At 33.6% G+C, this 20029-nt stretch carries 17 protein-coding genes; 1 reads left to right on the top strand and 16 read right to left on the bottom strand.

The genetic code is table 11. From position 1 onward, the window contains the following. Positions 1–155: 155 nt before the first annotated feature. The 7 genes from ACF91D_RS20870 to gmk form a co-directional block, all read right to left on the bottom strand. Entirely contained in the window at positions 156–845 is a 690-nt protein-coding gene (locus ACF91D_RS20870) for a GNAT family N-acetyltransferase (RefSeq protein WP_107527075.1), read from the bottom strand. A gap of 194 nt (positions 846–1039) precedes the next feature. Then, positions 1040–1234 carry a helix-turn-helix domain-containing protein gene (locus ACF91D_RS20865; RefSeq protein WP_042738901.1) on the bottom strand — a complete coding sequence of 65 codons (195 nt, stop codon included), beginning with the start codon at positions 1232–1234 and terminating at the stop codon, positions 1040–1042. Between the two features lie 403 nt (positions 1235–1637). Next, positions 1638–2435 carry a Cof-type HAD-IIB family hydrolase gene (locus ACF91D_RS20860; RefSeq protein WP_232161369.1) on the bottom strand — a complete coding sequence of 266 codons (798 nt, stop codon included), beginning with the start codon at positions 2433–2435 and terminating at the stop codon, positions 1638–1640. Between the two features lie 298 nt (positions 2436–2733). Then, positions 2734–5148, bottom strand: coding sequence for a primosomal protein N' (gene priA, locus ACF91D_RS20855; RefSeq protein WP_107527870.1), 2415 nt, complete (start codon positions 5146–5148; stop codon positions 2734–2736). A gap of 1 nt (position 5149) precedes the next feature. Beyond that, positions 5150–6358 carry a bifunctional phosphopantothenoylcysteine decarboxylase/phosphopantothenate--cysteine ligase CoaBC gene (gene coaBC / locus ACF91D_RS20850; RefSeq protein WP_392437650.1) on the bottom strand — a complete coding sequence of 403 codons (1209 nt, stop codon included), beginning with the start codon at positions 6356–6358 and terminating at the stop codon, positions 5150–5152. A gap of 239 nt (positions 6359–6597) precedes the next feature. Then, on the bottom strand, positions 6598–6801 hold the full coding sequence (gene rpoZ, locus ACF91D_RS20845) for a DNA-directed RNA polymerase subunit omega (RefSeq protein WP_042738905.1): 204 nt from the start codon (positions 6799–6801) through the stop codon (positions 6598–6600). Further along, positions 6801–7424 carry a guanylate kinase gene (gene gmk / locus ACF91D_RS20840; protein WP_042738906.1) on the bottom strand — a complete coding sequence of 208 codons (624 nt, stop codon included), beginning with the start codon at positions 7422–7424 and terminating at the stop codon, positions 6801–6803. Before gmk ends, rpoZ begins: the two co-directional genes overlap by 1 nt. Positions 7425–7583: 159 nt before the next feature. Here gmk and ACF91D_RS20835 point away from each other — a divergent pair, with 159 nt between their 5' ends. After that, a complete protein-coding gene (locus tag ACF91D_RS20835) occupies positions 7584–9281 on the top strand; it encodes an Rqc2 family fibronectin-binding protein (RefSeq protein ID WP_392437649.1) in 1698 nt (565 codons plus the stop codon). A 399-nt stretch (positions 9282–9680) separates the two neighbouring features. Here ACF91D_RS20835 and ACF91D_RS20830 read toward each other — a convergent pair whose 3' ends face one another. The 9 genes from ACF91D_RS20830 to ACF91D_RS20790 form a co-directional block, all read right to left on the bottom strand. Further along, positions 9681–10082, bottom strand: coding sequence for a VOC family protein (locus ACF91D_RS20830; RefSeq protein WP_042738908.1), 402 nt, complete (start codon positions 10080–10082; stop codon positions 9681–9683). A gap of 94 nt (positions 10083–10176) precedes the next feature. Further along, positions 10177–11031, bottom strand: a complete 855-nt coding sequence (locus ACF91D_RS20825) for a YitT family protein (RefSeq protein WP_042738909.1) — start codon at positions 11029–11031, stop codon at positions 10177–10179. Between the two features lie 940 nt (positions 11032–11971). Continuing rightward, positions 11972–12154, bottom strand: coding sequence for a hypothetical protein (locus ACF91D_RS20820; RefSeq protein ID WP_042738910.1), 183 nt, complete (start codon positions 12152–12154; stop codon positions 11972–11974). A gap of 21 nt (positions 12155–12175) precedes the next feature. Then, on the bottom strand, positions 12176–12787 hold the full coding sequence (gene pyrE, locus ACF91D_RS20815) for an orotate phosphoribosyltransferase (RefSeq protein ID WP_042738911.1): 612 nt from the start codon (positions 12785–12787) through the stop codon (positions 12176–12178). Positions 12788–12789: 2 nt separating this feature from the next. Next, entirely contained in the window at positions 12790–13482 is a 693-nt protein-coding gene (pyrF, locus tag ACF91D_RS20810) for an orotidine-5'-phosphate decarboxylase (RefSeq protein ID WP_107512248.1), read from the bottom strand. A gap of 97 nt (positions 13483–13579) precedes the next feature. Further along, positions 13580–16753, bottom strand: a complete 3174-nt coding sequence (gene carB / locus ACF91D_RS20805) for a carbamoyl-phosphate synthase large subunit (RefSeq protein ID WP_107589456.1) — start codon at positions 16751–16753, stop codon at positions 13580–13582. Next, a complete protein-coding gene (locus ACF91D_RS20800) occupies positions 16746–17846 on the bottom strand; it encodes a carbamoyl phosphate synthase small subunit (RefSeq protein WP_392437647.1) in 1101 nt (366 codons plus the stop codon). The genes carB and ACF91D_RS20800 overlap by 8 nt, the downstream gene beginning before the upstream one ends. Next, positions 17846–19120, bottom strand: a complete 1275-nt coding sequence (locus ACF91D_RS20795) for a dihydroorotase (RefSeq protein ID WP_107527129.1) — start codon at positions 19118–19120, stop codon at positions 17846–17848. Before ACF91D_RS20795 ends, ACF91D_RS20800 begins: the two co-directional genes overlap by 1 nt. Beyond that, complete coding sequence (locus tag ACF91D_RS20790; RefSeq protein ID WP_042738915.1) at positions 19104–20018, bottom strand: aspartate carbamoyltransferase catalytic subunit; 915 nt, start codon at positions 20016–20018, stop codon at positions 19104–19106. The genes ACF91D_RS20795 and ACF91D_RS20790 overlap by 17 nt, the downstream gene beginning before the upstream one ends. Positions 20019–20029: the final 11 nt, after the last annotated feature.

Genomic DNA, 20029 nt, shown 5'->3' with positions numbered 1-20029 from the left:
TCTACGAACTATTGTCAAGTCATCATCTCATTAGTCAATCATACGAGCGAACATGTATGGTTTTATTTTTAAAAATAACTAAAGCTCGCCAGATTGAATTCTGACGAGCTTCATTATGTAGTATTAAATTCTACAGATTATTTTCATTTTTATTATCATACAGATAAGCGTTTAATCTGATTACCTTCAGCATCAAAATTTTCTAATGCTAACCAGTCTTCCATTATCATTTTGAGTGTTGGCCATTCAACATCTAACATGGAAAGCCACACGGTATTTCTATTTCTATTTTTATAAATGACATGATTTCTAAAGGTACCTTCATATTTAAAGCCTAAACGTTGTGCTGCTTTAATAGATGGTTGGTTAAGCGAATCACATTTCCATTCATATCTTCGGTACCCTAACGTTTCAAATATATAGCCTGCCAATAAATAATGGACCTCTGTTGCAATTCTAGTTCTTTTCATCTTATTGGAAAAATGGACATGTCCCACTTCAATCGAAGCATTTTTTGGATTAATACGTAATAACGATAATATACCAAGTGCTTCATTCGTATTATGGTCGACAATTGCAAAGAAATACGGATCTGTTGAGGCAATACGTTGTTCAATATATGCTTGAAACTGTGTATAATTTTGAGGTTGCTCATCTGGTAAATATGTCCAATTCGGTAAATCTTCTGGTGTGCTGAAATGATTAAATAAATCATCTACATGTTTCATGTCTAATTTTTCCAATCTACTATACTGTCCAGTCAAAGTTTGTACATTTGGAAATTCAGGCATATTAAATTCACGTAAAGCTTCACCAATTGGTTGGTCAAATTCATTATAATTCATTTACTTATCTTTCCCCTTTTTCTTTAGGTTCAAGTAATATAGCAAAATTTAAACGAAGTCATCTCCGTTTTATATAACGCTTGATTTATAAGGAAAACTATAACCATTCGTTACCTAAACACTAAAATTAGTTCCTATAATCATTCCACCTTTAACTGTAAAGCGAAATATAAAAATAGGCAATTATTTTTGTGTTAGATCAGATCGTCTGTCGTAGTATTAAAAAATTCAGCTAAAATTTGTACTTCTTCGTTTCCTAATTTAACCTTCTTAGTCTCAATTTGTTTAATGACTTCAGGACTTAATTTGGTATTATATAATGATGCTAAACGATTCGATAATTCTTCAATACTTAATCCAATCGCTTCTCTATTACTAAGTAAACTCATAAGCACAGCCCCTCATACATATTATTTGATTGAAAATCAGTTAACATATTTATGACGTTTAATTCATTTAATATCTAAAAACCACCTTAAAAAATATGAATACAATTTATATTGTTCTCGTTAATATTTAATATAACTGTAATTACAAATAAATGCAAACTAAAATTTGATATTTTTTTTATAAATTCATAAGAAAGTTGAGTTAATCCTTATAATTTTAGTCGGTTTTATTTATTTTAAAATGTATTAAAATAAATAGCAAGGTTAATTAGAAATTATTTTAAGATTTTATTACCCTTATTTTAAAAATTCGAGAAATAATAAAAAAACAACTCACTTTTATTAAATCATTAAAATGAGTTGTTTAAACTTAGTTATATTTAATTTTCTTAAACAGGATTAACTAATCATTAATTAATAATTGTAGCGTTTTTATTACTCCGCTCTCATCATTATTTTTTGCAATCAAATTAGCTTGTGCTTTTAATTCCGGATATGCGTTATCCATTGCGACTTTATATTTCGCAGCTTTAAATAGATCAATATCATTTAATCCATCACCAAAAGCAATCGTTTCTGAAATTTCGATGCCTAAATGTTCTTGAATTTTATTTATAGTTGTTCCTTTATTAATTCCTTGATTTGTAATATCAATCCAACTATCTTCTGAAGCAATGATATATACATTCGCATAATCTTTCGCAAGTAGTTGTGCAGTATATTTACATTTTTGTTGTGCATCATGTACTGTAATTTTTAAAAAATCATCTTTAATTTCTTCAAAACTTTCAATAAGGGTAACATTATGATAAGAACCACGAACAATTTGCAATTCGGAAGGATTCAAGTTATTTAATACAAATGCCGTCTCATCCGTACAGGCGATAATTGTCTGTGCTTCATCTATATGTCTTAAATCATCTATTATCTTTTTCCCTAAACGATTCTCGATTGCAGCTTTATATAGTACTTGCTTGTTATATTTAATTTTAGTTGCGCTATCACCAATAATATATACATCATTCGTGTGTTCACCTATTAACGCCTCAACCCTTTCACACTGTTTTCCCGTACAAAAAACAAATTTAATATCTTTTTCTGTCATTTGATTTTTGAGCAGGTGAAAACTTTCCCTATCAAAGGTACCTTCATTATTAAGAAATGTGCCATCCATATCGGTAACGACAAGCTTTAAATTCATAGAACCCCTCCAATAATTAAATAGTTACATTTTAATTATACCGGTATAATTATACGAACTCAAACTATCTCTTTCTTTTACGAGCGTTCTAATAAAAAAGACCTAACCCTAGGTTGCACATCTTTGATATGTTTCCATAGGTTAGATCCTCTATTACCATAATTTATTTTAATTATTTCAAGTCTTTCTGTAAGTTAGCAGTTGAATGAGCTGTCTGCCCTTTTTCTGTCCTTTTTATAATTTCTCAAACACCTTGCCTCTTAAATAACACTGGGATTACAGTATTTCACACCCCATTTTACATCATCATATTAGGATTTATGTCAATTTTTAAAGACAACTTTTCTTTAATATATTGGTCATGATAATAATCATCTAAATATTTTAAGGCATTATGCAAAGCAATTTCACTTTTATATTTTACTAATATTTGAAAGCGATATTCGTTATTGATACGAGCTAAGGCCGCTGGAGATGGTCCAAGGACAAATGCTTTTTCTGACAAATGTTGTAATAAAATCTGATGAATATGTTTTGATGCTTCCATTACTTTTTTCATATCCTTATGCGCAATCGTAAAATTAATTAAGAAAAAGTAAGGTGGATATTTTCCTAACTTTCTATAGTTCATTTCCTTTTCAAAAAAGGCCTGATAATCATTCGCTTGTACGTCTTTAATTGCATAATGATCTGGATTATAAGTCTGAATAATGACTTGTCCTTCTTTCTCATGTCTGCCTGCACGACCAGAAACTTGTGTCAACAATTGATAAGTCCGTTCACTAGCTCTGAAATCTGGTAGATTTAACATTGTATCAGCATTTAATACGCCTACCAAGGTTATATTGGGATAGTCTAAACCTTTGGCTATCATTTGTGTCCCAAGTAAGATATCTCCATTACCAGCTTCAAAATCATTTAACAGTTTTTCATGTGCCCCTTTACGTGAAGTTGTATCAACATCCATTCTTATAATTCGGGCATCATTAAAGGTATCTTGTAATAATTCCTCTACACGTTGTGTACCTGTACCAACTTGTCTAATATGTTCACTTTCACAACTCGGACAAATATGAGGTGCCGCTTCTTGGTGTCCACAATAATGACATTTCAATTGATCCGTAGATTTATGATAGGTCAATGAAATATCACAATTTGGACATTGTGGCACATGACCACAATCCCTACATAACATAAACGAAGCATAACCACGTCGATTCAAAAACAATACAATTTGTTCATTGCGATCTAATCTTAACTGGATTGCTTCTTTAAGTTCTGTAGAGAACATCGAACGATTTCCAGAACTCAATTCTTCTCTCATATCTACAATATTTATTTCTGGCATAGCCTGTTGATTTACTCTATTCGGTAGTGAAAGTAGTTTATAGACATCTTTTTCAGCACGGGCAAAGCTCTCTAAACTAGGTGTTGCACTACCTAAGACAAGTGGACATTGATGATATTGACTTCGCCATTCAGCGATATCACGTGCATGATATCTCGGATAGTCTTCTTGTTTATAAGAGGATTCATGTTCTTCATCAATAATGATCATCCCCAGTGATTTAAATGGCGCAAAAACGCTAGATCTCGCCCCTACACTTACACTTGCCTTACCGTCTCTAATCTTTTGCCATTCGTCGTAACGTTCACCCTTTGACAAACCAGAATGAAGTACGGCTACCTCATCACCAAATCTACGCTTAAATCGCAATACCATTTGAGGTGTTAACGCAATTTCAGGAACAAGCATCATTGCTTGCTTTCCTGATTGTAATACCTGTTCTATTGTTTGAAGATATACTTCTGTCTTACCCGATCCAGTGACGCCATGTAACAAGAATGTTCGTTGCGTTCCAGATTCAATAGTTTTGGAGATAGCATCATATGCCACTTGTTGATCTTGAGTTAGTTGTTGCTTCTTATCTTGTTCGAACACATTTGTTTCAAATGGATTACGTTCTACAATAGTTTCGAACTTTTCAATGTATCCTTTACGTACTAAAGTATCTACACTTGATTTCGAAAATCCCATCGCTTCAATATCTCTTAGTAGTACGATATGTTGACGTTCATCTGCAAGATAAGCGTATAGTTCATATTGTTTCTTAGATTTTTCTAATGTATTAAGAACGTGATCAATATCAATATCTTCGACGATACGAAGTGCTTTTTGCTTTTTCTTTTTCAAACTTTGCGATAATTCCGTGTGCTCTTGTATTACACCTTTTCTTAATAATGGCAATAATTTATCTAAATCACCATTTGCTTGTGCTGCCTTATATAAATATTGGCCGCCATCATTAAATTGTTGCTTTAAGTGTTCTGGCAATTCATTTATTCTGTCTTCATTAACAATAAAATATTTTGTATATTTTGCCTTTATCGCACTCGGTAACATGACCTCGAGCATCGAAATTCGCTTCGTTACAAAATAAGTATTAAACCAATCCGTCAACTCTATTAACTCTGGTGTTAATTCTGGCGTAATATCTTGGATTTCCTTTATTTCTTTTAACTTTGATATATCTATATCGTTATCTGGCTGTTCAGTAATTGCCATAATATAACCTTGTATTGTTCTAGGACCAAATGGTACTACAACACGCATACCAATTTGAATCATCGATTGCATTCTAGAAGGCACGAGATAATCAAAGGTGAAATCTACACTTTTAGAAGGTATATCAACGATTACTTTTGCTATCATGTTACTGCCACCTTGTCTCTAAACTGTCAATTATATGTTCTGCAAGGATAACTTTTTTCTCCTTACCTAAACTTAATGCATCGCCATCTTTAAAATACATCGTATAGTCATTATCATCTGAACTAAATCCTATTGTACGGTCACCAACGTTATTTGCAATGATGACATCAGCATTTTTATGTTGCAATTTCTTTTGAGCATATGCTTCTATATTCTGTGTTTCTGCTGCAAATCCAACTAAATATTGATGTGCTTTGTGTTCACCTAAATACTTTAATATATCTTGAGTACGCTTAAATGTTACTGATAAGGTACCATCTTGCTTTTTCAATTTATGTTCTAGTGGATCTGCAGGAGTATAATCCGAAACTGCCGCTGCTTTAAACACAATATCTTGAGCATCATAACGCGTTTTTACTGCCTGAAACATATCTTCCGCACTTTGGACAGAAACAAATGTAATACCTTCTGGTGGTGTTAAATGCGTAGGTCCTGATACCAATGTCACCTTAGCACCACGTTTAGCTAATGATTCAGCTAAAGCGTAACCAATTTTACCGGAAGAACGATTAGAGAGATACCTTACAGGATCTAATTCTTCAATAGTAGGCCCAGCTGTGATGAGCGCTTGCTTTCCATTAAAACTACTGTCAGCCAAACTATTGTCAATTAGTGTATCATCAAAGAACATATTTAAACGCTCAACAATTTGCAATGGTTCTTCCATACGACCTTTTGCAACATAACCACATGCTAAAAAGCCCTCGCCTGGCTCTAAAAATTGATAACCATCTGCACGTAAAATAGACATATTATGCTGGGTTCTTTTATTTTCATACATATGCACATTCATTGCTGGTGCTACAAATTTAGGCGTTTCTGTAGCTAACAATGTAGATGTTACCATGTCATCAGCAATACCATGCGCAAGCTTTGCAATTGTGTTAGCCGTAGCTGGTGCTACAACAATTGCGTCTGCCCAATCACCTAAGGCAACATGTTGGATTTCCTCTGGATTTTGTTCAATAAATGTACTGGTATATACTGGGTTTCTACCGATAGCTTGAAAGGCCAAAGGAGTGACAAATTCTCGGGCATGGTCTGTCAACATCACCCTAACATCATAATTTGCTTGTGTTAATTTACTCGTTAAGTCAATTGCTTTATATGCTGCGATACCGCCAGTTACAGCAAGTAATATTCGTTTCATTACAACGTTCCTCCAACTTATATAAAAATTGTTCATCTATGCCTATCAAATACTTAAAACTAACTGTATTGATTTACATTGCACACATGCTCAGTTCATTACTCCATATTATACACAAATTATGGTTTAAATAAAAAAAGCACACCTTGATGCCACATGGTGTACTTTAAAAATATACAATCAATCGTTTAAAAAGCTTGTATATACGTTATTATATTCATGAATAATTTAGAAAGTGATTATTTAAATGTACCATCTGGGAAAACATCCCCATTGGCAATTTCTTCTAATGCTTTACCTACTGGTTTTTTCGCACTATATTTTTCTAATAATGATGATTCAGGATGCTCATCAATTTCACGAGCACGTTTTGCAGCTGTTGTTGCAATTAAATATTTAGAATTAATCTTTGCAGTTAATTGGTTTAATGGTGGGTGTAACATTATTTTTTTGCCTCCAATATCATTTTTCTATATTTCGCTTCAATGCGTTCACGTTTCAAATGTTCAGCGTCAACGATAGATTGAATACGTTGCTTTGCTAATTCAACCTCATCATTCACTACAACATAATCATACAAATTCATCATTTCTACTTCTTTACGTGCTTCTTTAACACGACTTTGAATCTTCTCATCTGATTCAGTACCGCGTCCTACTAATCTTTCACGTAAATGGTCTAAACTCGGTGGAGCAAGAAAAATAAATAATGCATCCGGGAATTTTTTACGCACTTGCTTAGCGCCTTCTACTTCAATCTCTAAAAATACATCGTGGCCTTCATCCATCGTATCTTTAACATATTGCACAGGTGTCCCATAATAGTTGCCTACATATTCAGCATATTCTATAAATTGATCTTCTTTAATCAAGGCTTCAAATTCTGACTTTGATTTGAAGAAGTAATCAACACCATCAACTTCTCCCTCACGCATATTACGTGTTGTCATTGAAATAGAATATTTATAAGATGTGGATGGATCATCAAATATTTTCTTTCTAACTGTACCTTTACCTACACCTGAAGGTCCAGATAGTACTATCAATAAACCTTTCTCATTGTCCATGACTTACGACCTCTCTAAGCTATACTTCTATTATTAACACATAATACCATATAAACCAATCCGTTGTATAGCATACTTTGCCACAAACTTCGCCCATGACCAATTCTTTTTGCCATGTTACAATATACTGAATGAATAAAAATAAGGTGGCTGATAACAATGGCATATGATGGTTTATTTACAAGAAAAATGGTGGAATCATTACAATTTCTTGTAGATGGTAGAATCCACAAAATTAACCAACCTGAAAACGACACAATTATCATTGTCGTTCGCCAAAATAGAAAGAATCATCAACTATTACTTTCTATCCATCCAAGCTTTACTAGAATGCATCTCACACATAAAAAATACGACAACCCATTTGACCCACCTATGTTTGCTCGCGTATTTCGTAAACATCTTGAGGGCGGATTTATCAAAGCAATTCGACAAATAGGTAATGACCGTCGTGTAGAAATTGATGTTCAAAGTAAAGATGAAATTGGAGATACTATAAATAGAACAATCATTTTAGAATTAATGGGTAAACACAGTAATTTAATCTTAGTAGACGATACTCGAAAAATAATTGAAGGTTTTAAACACTTAACACCAAATACAAACCAATTCCGTACAGTAATGCCTGGTTTCAAATATGAAACACCTCCCACTCAAAATAAAATCAATCCTTATGATATGAGTGGTCAAGAGGTCTTGAAATACATTGATTTCAATAGTGGTAAAATTGCTAGACAATTATTAAATCATTTTGAAGGTTTTAGTCCACTCATCACTAATGAAATTGTAGATCGACGTCAATTTATGACTGCCGAAACTTTACCAGCAGCTTTTGATGAAGTTATCGCACAAACTAAATTACCAGCAACACCTGTTTTTCATAAGAATCATGAAACTGGTAAAGAAGATTTTTACTTCATGAAATTAAATCAATTTTATGACGATGTGAGTGAATATGAAACAATACATGACTTATTAGATCGTTATTATGATGCTCGAGGAGAAAGAGAACGCGTTAAACAGCGCGCTAATGATTTAGTGAAATTTGTGCAGCAACAATTAAATAAATATCATAATAAATTAAATAAACTTTATAATGAACAAGAAGGTACTAAAGAAAAAGACGAACAACAATTATATGGTGAATTAATTACTGCGAATATTTATCGAATAAAGCAGGGTGATGCTACAGTTACGGCATTAAACTATTATACTGGTGAAGATGTTACAATACCTCTTAATCCAACTAAGGCACCTGCAGTGAATGCACAATATTATTACAAACAATATAACAAATTAAAAACTCGTGAACATGAGTTAAAACATCAAATAGAACTCACACAAGAAAACATTTCATATTTTGAAAGTATCGATCAACAATTAAGTCATATTTCTGTAAATGAAATTGATGATATTCGCGATGAATTAGCTGAACAAGGTTTTATGAAGCAACGTAAACAAAGTAAAAAGAAGAAAAAACAAACCATAGAACTGCAAACCTATACTTCATCTGCTGGAGATACTATTCACGTAGGTAAAAACAATAAACAAAATGATTATTTAACGAATAAAAAAGCAGCCAAGAACCATATTTGGTTCCATACAAAAGACATCCCTGGTTCACATGTCGTTATCCTAAACGATAAACCATCCGAAGAAACAATTAAAGAAGCGGCAATGTTAGCTGGTTATTTCTCAAAAGCTGGTAATTCAGGACAAATTCCTGTAGATTATACTGAAATTAAAAATGTGCATAAGCCTTCAGGTAGTAAACCCGGTTTCGTCACATATGATAATCAAAAAACATTATATGTTACGCCTGATTATGACCATATTCAAAGTATGAAAGTTAACTAAATATTGTTTAAAAGATTTATGATTATAACGCCCATATATAAAACCAATAAAAATGCATGCCAATTTTATTTATCTATCTAACTAAAATTGGCACGCATAAAAATTAAAGCCTTTAAGTGAACGCTCTATTTCGTTTCACTTAAAGGCTTTTCATATAGCAATTTGTCAATTTTATAATATCGATTATCCAGTCAATTAGACATAGCCTTAGCTCATTATAAAATATTGGGTAAGCACAAAATAGTACCATTTATACTATCGACTATTGCTAATCATTAACTAAATCAATAGGCATTTGTGTTTAATCACTTCAAATATCAATTTGTTTTAGCCGTTATACATCAATAATTTCAATCGTATTATGCTTTACGATAATTAACAGAAAAATTAATATGTTATTTATTCTGGTAATGCAAGCTGAAAGTTAACCCCAAATTGATCTTGTACCCAAGCAAATTCTCTAAATGGTGGCATAGAGGTCTTTGGCATAAGTATCGCACCTCCACTTTTCAAACCGTTAAACAAACGCTCCATTTCCATAGCATTTTCAACAGTTACATAAAGGGACATAGCTGGGTTCATATCTACATCTACACCGTTCACATTATCGATAGCCATAAAAATTTGATCCTTCAATCTAAATATCGCATGTTGAACTTTTCCTGTTGGTGCATTATCACTTTCAGTATATTTAACTAGTGATAAAATTTCAGCATCTTCAAACAAATTAACATATAAATCAATTGCTTTTTCTGCTTGGCCATTAAACATTAAGAATGTCGTAATTTTTGGTATTGCCATAATGTTTGCCTCCTCATTTAATTTACATAAATCGTATTATCGCATTATTATTCTATAAAAATAATGCATTTATCATCTGTAAATGTTGCCGTTTTTAAGAAAGATTCATAAATCCATTACCTAATACATCTCGCACATCATGGATCACTAAGAATGCATTTTCATCCTCTTCATTAATAAGTTTTTTCACTCTCGTCACCTGAGATTGGGGTACGACGACATAAAGCATGCTAGTTTCATTTTTACCATAACCACCTTTACCATTCAATAATGTTGAACCTCTACCGGTAAATTGGTTAATTCTATCACTAATAATTTCATTTTTTGCCGAAATCACAGTAACCGCTTTTTTCGGATTAAATCCTTCTATTACAAAAGATGTTGCTCGTTCCGTCACAAATAACATAATAATCGTAAATAAGACATTCGTTAACGGTAATACAAATAAGAATGAAAGCACAACTAAACCATCTAATACAAATATTGCTTGTGATGTTTTAATATCTAAGTATTTATTTAACATCTTAGCAACAACAGATGTACCACCAATCACGCCTCCTGACGCAATAACTAATCCAATGCCAACGCCAACAAGCACACCACCAAATGTAGCATTAACAACAAAATGATGCACACCTGTATTCCAACTTTCCGTTAAATCTAGAAAAATTGAAATTGCAGTATTAGAAATTAATGTATATACTGCTGTTCTTAAACTTAAAAATTTCCAACCAACTAAAATGACGATTGTATTAATAATTAGAGAAGATACTGCCGGAGAAAAACCAAAGCTATACTTTAGTGCTAAGGAAATCCCAACTGTACCCCCATCTCCCAAATTGGAACCTAAAATGAAACAATTCACGGCAATCGCACTAATAAATGACCCAATTAAACATACGAAGATATTCTTAGTATGATCTTTCAATAATTGACGTAACAATTGCATAGACTTCCCCCTTTTTACTGTTACTTGTTAATATGCCCATAATTTATAAAAATATGTATTCACTACCTAAAGATATCGATGAATGGAAAATACAATCAACATCATAATAATATAAAACTTACTTTAGGCATATGCTACTAGTTTTGATTGCGAGACTCCTGAGGGAACAGGACAAGCTGAAGACTACAGGCTGAAGCTGTCCCCTAGGAAAGCGAGCAACTACAAAACTACAAGATACACTAGAAGTCTGCTATTTACTATGATGTATGAATCAAAATTCATCAAAGTATATGAAAATAACTTGTGTTTATAATCAACAGGCATATGCTACTAGTTTTGATTGCGAGACTCCTGAGGGAATAGGACAAGCTGAAGACTACAGGCTGAAGCTGTCCCCTAGGAAAGCGAGCAATTACAAAACTACAAGATACACCAAAAATAAAACCTAACTCATGTGTAGATTTATGTATGCTGACCACTTTAACGTTACTAGAATAAAGCTAATATACATATACATCGACTAATATTTTGACTTTATATTCAAAGCAGTTAAAATAAATATAAACTAACTTGGAGGAATGATTCATGACTTTTTATATAATTCCCTTACTTGTAGCAGCTTTAGTCTTACTTATAGGTTACCTCATTATTAAAATTATGATCCGTTAAACACATCACAATTTCATCTTAGACAAATCGATAGAACTCATACTCATCGATTTGTCTTTTTTTAATTAAATACCTTTAAACCAATTTACATACTACCTCACAATATGAAACACATCATATCATTTCTAACAGTAACCAGATTAACCTTTATAACTACACCCATCTCACATATAAATCAAAAAAACCGACAAAGACTAAAGCTTTGCCGGCAATTTAACTTAATATAATTATGATTCAAAAACACTAAATACTTACAATTCAAATCTAAATATTAAAGTTTACCCTTTTCTTTAATACTTGACTTACACTTTTTATAAATATTCTTCTCTGATGACTTAGAAAGTAATTCATTTTCTTCATCATCATATTGTTGATTTCTATAATCTTCGTCTTTTTTTAAAAATTTGTTTAAGTGTGCAAAATGATTATATGCATCATTCGGGTCCTTTGTCATAACATCCCCTCCGACTATATATTATGACAAGTTATCTCTCCATTCAACTAATGTCTCTATTTCAGATTCAGAAATTTCACCTTTTTCATTTGCCACTTCTATAAGTTCATTATAATCACTTAAAGTATAGAACGGTATACCCGCTGCCTCAAATTGTTCATCTGCTTTTTTCAAACCATAAGTAAAAATTGCCACAACACCAATCACCTCTGCACCCGCTTCTTTAAGTGCATCGACGGCAGTAATTGATGATCCACCAGTTGAAATTAAATCTTCTACCACGACTACTTTTTTACCTTCACTCTGTGCACCTTCGATTTGGTTTTGTTTACCATGACTTTTGCTCTTAGAACGTACATAATTCATTGGTAAATTCAATGTTTCAGAAATATATGCTGCATGTGGTATACCAGCAGTTGCTGTGCCAGATATAACTTCAACTTCACCAAATTGAGTTTGAATAAGTTCTACTAAACCATCTCTGATTTCTCTTCTAACTGAAGGGTAACCTAATGTCACTCTGTTATCACAATAAATCGGTGACTTAATACCTGAACTCCATGTGAATGGATCATTTGGCGATAGTGATACTGCTTCTATTTCTAGTAATGATTGAGCGATTTGTTTTGCCATAATTAACCTAACCAACTTTCTTTAATTTTATGATAGCTTTCTACTGGATTGTCACTTTGAGTGATCGGACGGCCTACAACAATATGTGTTGAACCGAGTGCCTTTGCTTCTTGTGGTGTTGTGATACGTTTTTGATCATCTGTACTCGTATTTAATGGTCTAATTCCTGGTGTTACTTTTAAGAATGATTCACCTAATTCTGTTGCTAATAATGATGCCTCTAATGGAGAACAAACTACACCATCTAACCCTGATTCTTTTGCTAGTGTTGCATAATTCAATACTGCATCTTCGATAGAAGTTTGTATGTTTTGTTCTTGTTGTAACATTGTTTCTGTCGTTGAAGTAAGTTGCGTTACAGCAATTATCTTAATATCTTTATTATATTTTCGTATACCTTCAACAGCACGCTGCATCATTTCAGAACCACCTGCAGCATGTACATTAACTAAATCTACGTTTAGTTTACTTAACCCTTCCATCGCTTTTCCCACAGTATTGGGAATATCATGTAACTTTAAATCCAAGAATATATCGTGACCGCGAGATTTAATTGAATTAATTAAACTTGGTCCCGTTTGATAAAAAAGTTCCATACCTACTTTCACAAAAAGTGGCTCATCAAATTGATCTAAAAACTGATTTACAGCTTTCTCAGATTCAAAATCCAAAGCAATTATTGGTAATTGGTTCATCATTTGTCCTACACCTCATTTATAAACTATGTCACTTAGAATTAAGACAAAACAACGCTATTTATTCACGCTATTTTGTCTTATTTGAAAACAGAGTTTACATATTTTTCATTGTAAATGTCATACTTTCAATTACATTTGTTAACGCCGCAGCTGTATCTAACGATGTTAAACAAGGGACACCATTTTCTACTGACGTTCTTCTAATTTGGAAACCATCTCGTTCAAATGTTTTACCTTTTGTCATAGTATTGATAACGATTTGTACTTCTCCATTTTGGATACGTGTTAATAAATCATCTTCTCCGCCGATTTTTCCAACGATTTCTGCCGGAATATTATTTTCTGCTAACTTATGCGCTGTACCCTCTGTAGCTAAAATTTTATAACCTACTTCATTTAAACGATGCGCAATATTTAATATTTCCTCTTTATCTTTATCACTCACTGTCATTAACACTGTACCATGGTCTTTTACTTCTACACCACTTGCAGTTAACCCTTTGAATAACGCCTTTTCCATCGTTAAATCTTTACCCATGACTTCGCCAGTAGATTTCATTTCTGGTCCTAATGTGATATCAACATTTTTCAACTTATTAAAGCTAAATACCGGTGCTTTGACATATACACCTTCCGAATACGGTTGTATACCTGGTTTGTAGCCATGATCTGTTAATTTTTCACCGATAATCGCACGCATTGCAAGTTGTGCCATTTGAATATCTGTAATTTTACTTAAGAACGGCACGGTACGGCTTGAACGTGGATTAACCTCTAACACGTAAACACCATCATGTGCAATAACAAATTGAATATTAATTAATCCTACAATGTTTAAACCTTTTGCCAAACGAATTGTATAATCTTCCAGTGTATCAATTTCTGACTGAGATAATGTCTGAGGTGGGTATACCGCAATCGAATCACCAGAATGGACGCCAGCACGTTCAATGTGTTCCATAATACCTGGGATAATTACTGTTTCACCATCTGAGATAGCATCTACTTCTATTTCTTTACCTGTTAAATATCTATCAACAAGTACTGGATGATCTGGACTCGCTTTTACAGCTTGATTCATATAATCTTCTAATTCTGCATCACTATTGACAATTTCCATTGCTCGACCACCAAGAACGTATGATGGACGTACAACAACTGGATAGCCAATGTTACGAGCATTTTCCAATGCGCCTTCTGGTGATGTTGCTGTTTTCCCTTTTGGTTGTGGCACATCTATAGTATGAAGTAATGCTTCAAATTCCTTTCTATCCTCTGCACGGTTTAGATCTTCTAAAGTTGTTCCTAAAATTTTAACATCATGTTTAGCTAGTTTATCAGCTAAATTGATAGCCGTTTGACCGCCAAATTGTACAACAACACCTTTAGGTTGTTCTAAATCGATGATGTTCATTACATCTTCTTCAGTTAGTGGCTCAAAGTATAATTTGTCTGAAATTGAGAAGTCTGTTGACACTGTTTCAGGATTATTATTAACAATAATAGCTTCATAGCCTGCCTGTTGAATTGCCCATACAGCATGTACTGTAGCATAATCAAATTCAACGCCTTGACCAATTCTAATTGGACCAGAACCTAATACAAGGATTTTTTCTTTTTCCGTAACGATTGATTCATTTTCTTGTTCATACGTACCATAATAATATGGCGTTGTTGATTCAAATTCTGCTGCACATGTATCAACCATTTTATAAACAGGAAGAATATCATTCTCTTTTCTCAGTTGATATACTTCTGCTTCTGACATGTCAAATCGATGTGCGATGACACGGTCACTAAATCCATAATCTTTAGCAAATTTTAAGTAATCAATATTACCTTTATTTTCTTTTAATTGTCGTTCGATATCGATTATATGTTGGAATTTATTTAAGAAGAAATAATCAATTTTAGTCATATTATGAATTTCTTCTAAAGTTGTACCACGACGAATTGCTTCACCAATAAAGAATAAACGTTCATCATCTTGATCACTAATACGTTCTTTAATATAGTCTAAATCGTATGTTTCACCGTTTGGTAAACCTAAATGATGCACACCATATTCTAAAGAACGAATTGCTTTAAGTAATGATTCTTCATACGTTCTACCAATGGCCATAACTTCACCAGTAGCTTTCATTTGAGTACCTAGGACACGCTCACCTTTTTCAAATTTATCAAATGGGAAACGTGGAATTTTTGAAATAACATAATCAAGTGCTGGTTCAAATGCTGCATATGAAGTACCTGTTACAGGGTTTAACATTTCATCTAACGTTAAGCCAACTGCAATTTTAGCTGCTAGTTTAGCAATAGGATAACCTGTCGCTTTAGATGCTAGAGCAGATGAACGTGATACACGTGGATTTACTTCAATAATATAGTAATCCATAGAATGCGGATCCAATGCTAATTGCACATTACATCCACCCTCAATACCTAGTGCACGGATTACTTTTAGTGACACATCACGTAGCATTTGATATTCAACATCAGATAATGTTTGGCTTGGTGCGACAACGATTGAATCTCCGGTATGAATACCAACAGGGTCAATATTCTCCATATTACATACAACGATGGCATTATCGTTGTGATCTCGCATTACTTCATATTCAATTTCTTTAAAACCAGCAATTGATTTTTCGATTAAACACTGTGTTGCTGGACTATAATGTAAGCCATTTGACACAATTTCCTTTAATTCAGCATCATTATGACAGATACCTCCACCAGTACCTCCCATTGTAAAGGCTGGTCTAACTATTAATGGATAACCAACTTGCTCTTTAAACTCAAATGCTTGTTCTACAGTATTAACTATGTCACTTTCTGGTACTGCTACGTCTAAATCATTCATTAATGATCTAAATAATTCTCTATCTTCAGCTTGTTGAATTGACTCTAATTTCGTTCCTAATAACTGTACGTTATTAGCTGCTAATACACCACTATCATGTAATTGAATCGCCATATTTAAACCTGTTTGGCCACCAAGCGTTGGTAACAATGCATCAGGCTGTTCTTTACGAATAATGCGTGCGATAAAGTCATGTGTTAATGGCTCAATATAAACCTTATCTGCGATTTCTGTATCAGTCATAATTGTCGCTGGATTTGAGTTTACTAATATGACACGGTAACCTTCTTCTTTTAAAGCTAAACAAGCTTGTGTTCCCGCATAGTCGAATTCTGCAGCTTGACCGATAATAATTGGGCCAGAGCCTATTACTAAAATTGTTTTTATATCATTACGTTTAGGCATTGGTAATTCGCTCCTTCGCTTTATATTCGTTCATCATTTCAATAAACTCATCAAATAAGTAATTTGAATCAGATGGTCCAGGGCAAGCTTCTGGGTGATATTGCACTGAAAATGCAGGTAGTGATTTGTGTTTCAATCCTTCAACTGTTCCATCATTAATTGCGATATGTGTAACTTCTAAATCAGTATTAATTAAGGAATCTTTATCGATTGCATAACCATGATTTTGACTTGTTAATGCTACTTTACCTGTCTTCAAATCTTTAACAGGATGATTTGCACCTCTATGCCCGAACTTCATTTTAAATGAAGTTGCACCTTGTGATAGGGCAAACAATTGATGACCTAAACAAATACCAAAGAATGGAATCACACCTAGAATTCCTTTAATCATTTCAACAGCAACATCTACTTCTTCTGGATCTCCTGGTCCGTTAGATAACATGACGCCATCTGGTGACATTCTGATAATTGTCTCAGCACTTGTATCGTAAGGTACAACAGTGACATTACAACCACGTTCATTTAATTCTCGCACGATATTTTGCTTTTTACCAAAGTCAACTAACACTACACTTAAGTCGTTACCTGTAGATACATAAGGTGATTTTGTAGATACTGTTGTAACTTCACTACGTGGTAAGACTGTTTCTTTCAACTTTGTTATAATGCTTTCCATTTCAGTTTTATCATCGGTAAATGCTGCTTTTAATACACCGTGTTTTCTAATTTTTCTTGTGATACTTCTTGTGTCAACACCAGCAATACCTGGAATTTCAAATTCAACTAGTACTTCATGTAATGTTTTTTGTTTACGGAAGTTACTCGGATGCATACTCGCTTCTTTAACAACGACACCATTAAGCGTTGGTACAAGAGACTCAAAATCATCTCGATTAATACCATAATTTCCAATAAGAGGATAAGTAAACGTAATAATTTGTCCAGTATAAGATGGGTCTGAAATTGTCTCTTGATAGCCTGTCATTGCTGTATTAAATACGATTTCTCCCACAGATAATTTATCTGATCCTAATTTGTAGCCTTCATAATATGAACCATCTTCTAATACAAGGTAGCGTTTTTGCAACATTATTTTTCCTCCTTAAATTTAACTTCGCCTTCTACTAAAGTTAACACTGGTGTACCGTATACTTTATAGCCGATAAATGGTGTATTATGCCCTTTTGATGCAAAATCTTCTGCTTTAATTTCAGTCTCTTGGTCCAAATTGATTACAGTCAAATCTGCAAATCCACCTTCTTCAAGTCGACCATAAGGTAAATCAAATGTTTGAGCAGGTTTAATAGTTAAGTAATCTACTAATTGTTGTAGTGACCAGTCTCCATTTTTTACAAAGTGAGTATAAAGTAATGGGAAAGCTGTCTCACTACCAACAATTCCGAATGGTGCTTTTGTCATTGGCTGTGCTTTTTCGTCAGCAGCATGTGGCGCATGATCAGTAGCTATACAATCGATTGTCCCATCTAATAAACCTTCCAATAAAGCTGCTCTATCTTCTTTACTTCTCAATGGTGGGTTCATCTTAAATATAGCATCATCACCAGGAACATCATCTTCTGTGAGCAATAAATGATGCGGTGTAACCTCTGCAGTAACGTGAATGCCTGCTTTTTTAGCATCTCTAATCACACGTACACTCTCTTTAGTAGACACATGACAAACATGATAATGTGCACCAGCTGCTTCCGCCAATAATACGTCACGCGCAATTTGTACTGCTTCACAAATATTCGGAATACCTGGAATTCCTAATTCTTCACTACGTTGTCCTTCGTGCATTGCACCACCATAAATTAAACTGTTGTCTTCGCAATGTGCTACTACAGCTTTATTTACTTTTGCAGCTTGTTGCATAGCCTCATACATCATATTTGCCTGCTGTACACCTACACCATCGTCTGTAAATGCAAATGCGCCTTGATTAGCAAGAGCTTTAAAGTCTACATGTTCTTTACCAGCTTGTCTTACTGTAATCGATGCATAAGGCAATACTCTCACTTGAGCATTTTCTGCAATCAATTGATTTAAACGTTCTAAATTTTCTTCAGAATCAGGTACAGGTCGTGTATTTGGCATTGGACAAACAGTAGTAAATCCACCTCTTGCTGCCGCTTTTGTTCCTGTTTCAATCGTTTCTTTATGCTCTCCACCCGGCTCACGTAAGTGTACGTGTACATCTACTAATCCTGGCGCTACAAATTGTCCTTGAACGTCAATTACTTCTACATCTGAATCTACATCAATTTGCGGAGAAATTGCTTTAATATACTGACCTTCAATAAGAATTGATGTTGTTACGAGTTCATTGTTTTTTAATACTTTAGCATTAGTTAGTAATTTCATTTTTTTGTACCCCTTTTGTTTGTAAAATATAATCTATAACTGCCATTCGTAAATACATGCCATTTTCCATTTGCTTGAAAATGCGAGACTTCGATGCTTCAACCAAGCAATCATCAATTTCAACGCCTCTATTAACCGGTGCAGGATGCATAACAATTGCATTGTCATGCAATCTGTCATAGCGTTCTTTAGTTAAACCAAATGCTTCGTGATAGTTCTTGGATTCAAAGCTAGCTATTTCGCCTGTTTCATGTCTTTCGTGTTGTACTCTTAATAACATTACAATATCGACTTGATCGATGACTGTATCGATATCGACATAAGGCGCTCGAAGTGATTCGTCTTTCCATGCTTCAGGACTGGAGAACATAACATTTGCTCCAAGTGCTGTTAAACTTTGGTAATTGCTGCGTGCAACACGTGAGTTTTTGATATCTCCACATATTAGTATATTTAACCCTTTAAAATCATTGTATTCTTCATAGATAGTCATCAAATCGAGTAAACTTTGTGTTGGATGTTGACCACTCCCATCACCACCATTGATAATAGGAATATTTAACGTTTCTAATTCATCGTAATAGGTTGTTTGTGAATGTCTTATCACCAGAACATCTGCACCCACTTGCTCGAGTGTTTTACATGTATCATAAAGTGACTCACCTTTTTGAACAGATGATGTTGTCGTCTCAAAATCAATTAATTTCAAACCTAACTTTTGTTCAGCTACTAAAAAACTACTCTTAGTTCTCGTTGAATTTTCAAAGAATAAATTTGCTACAAATTTATCTTCGTAATTTCGAGGTTTTAAATCACCCTTTTTGATATCACTTGCGCGTTGTATCAACTCATAAATTTCATCTGTTGTTAGATGTTCCATTGATAATAGATTATCCATCATTTGCCTCC

It is taken from the genome of Staphylococcus sp. 231237_7MaSpsaltlick (assembly GCF_043107035.1).
The sequence above is the reverse complement of the archived record's forward strand: the minus strand, read 5'-3'. Positions and strand labels throughout refer to the sequence as shown.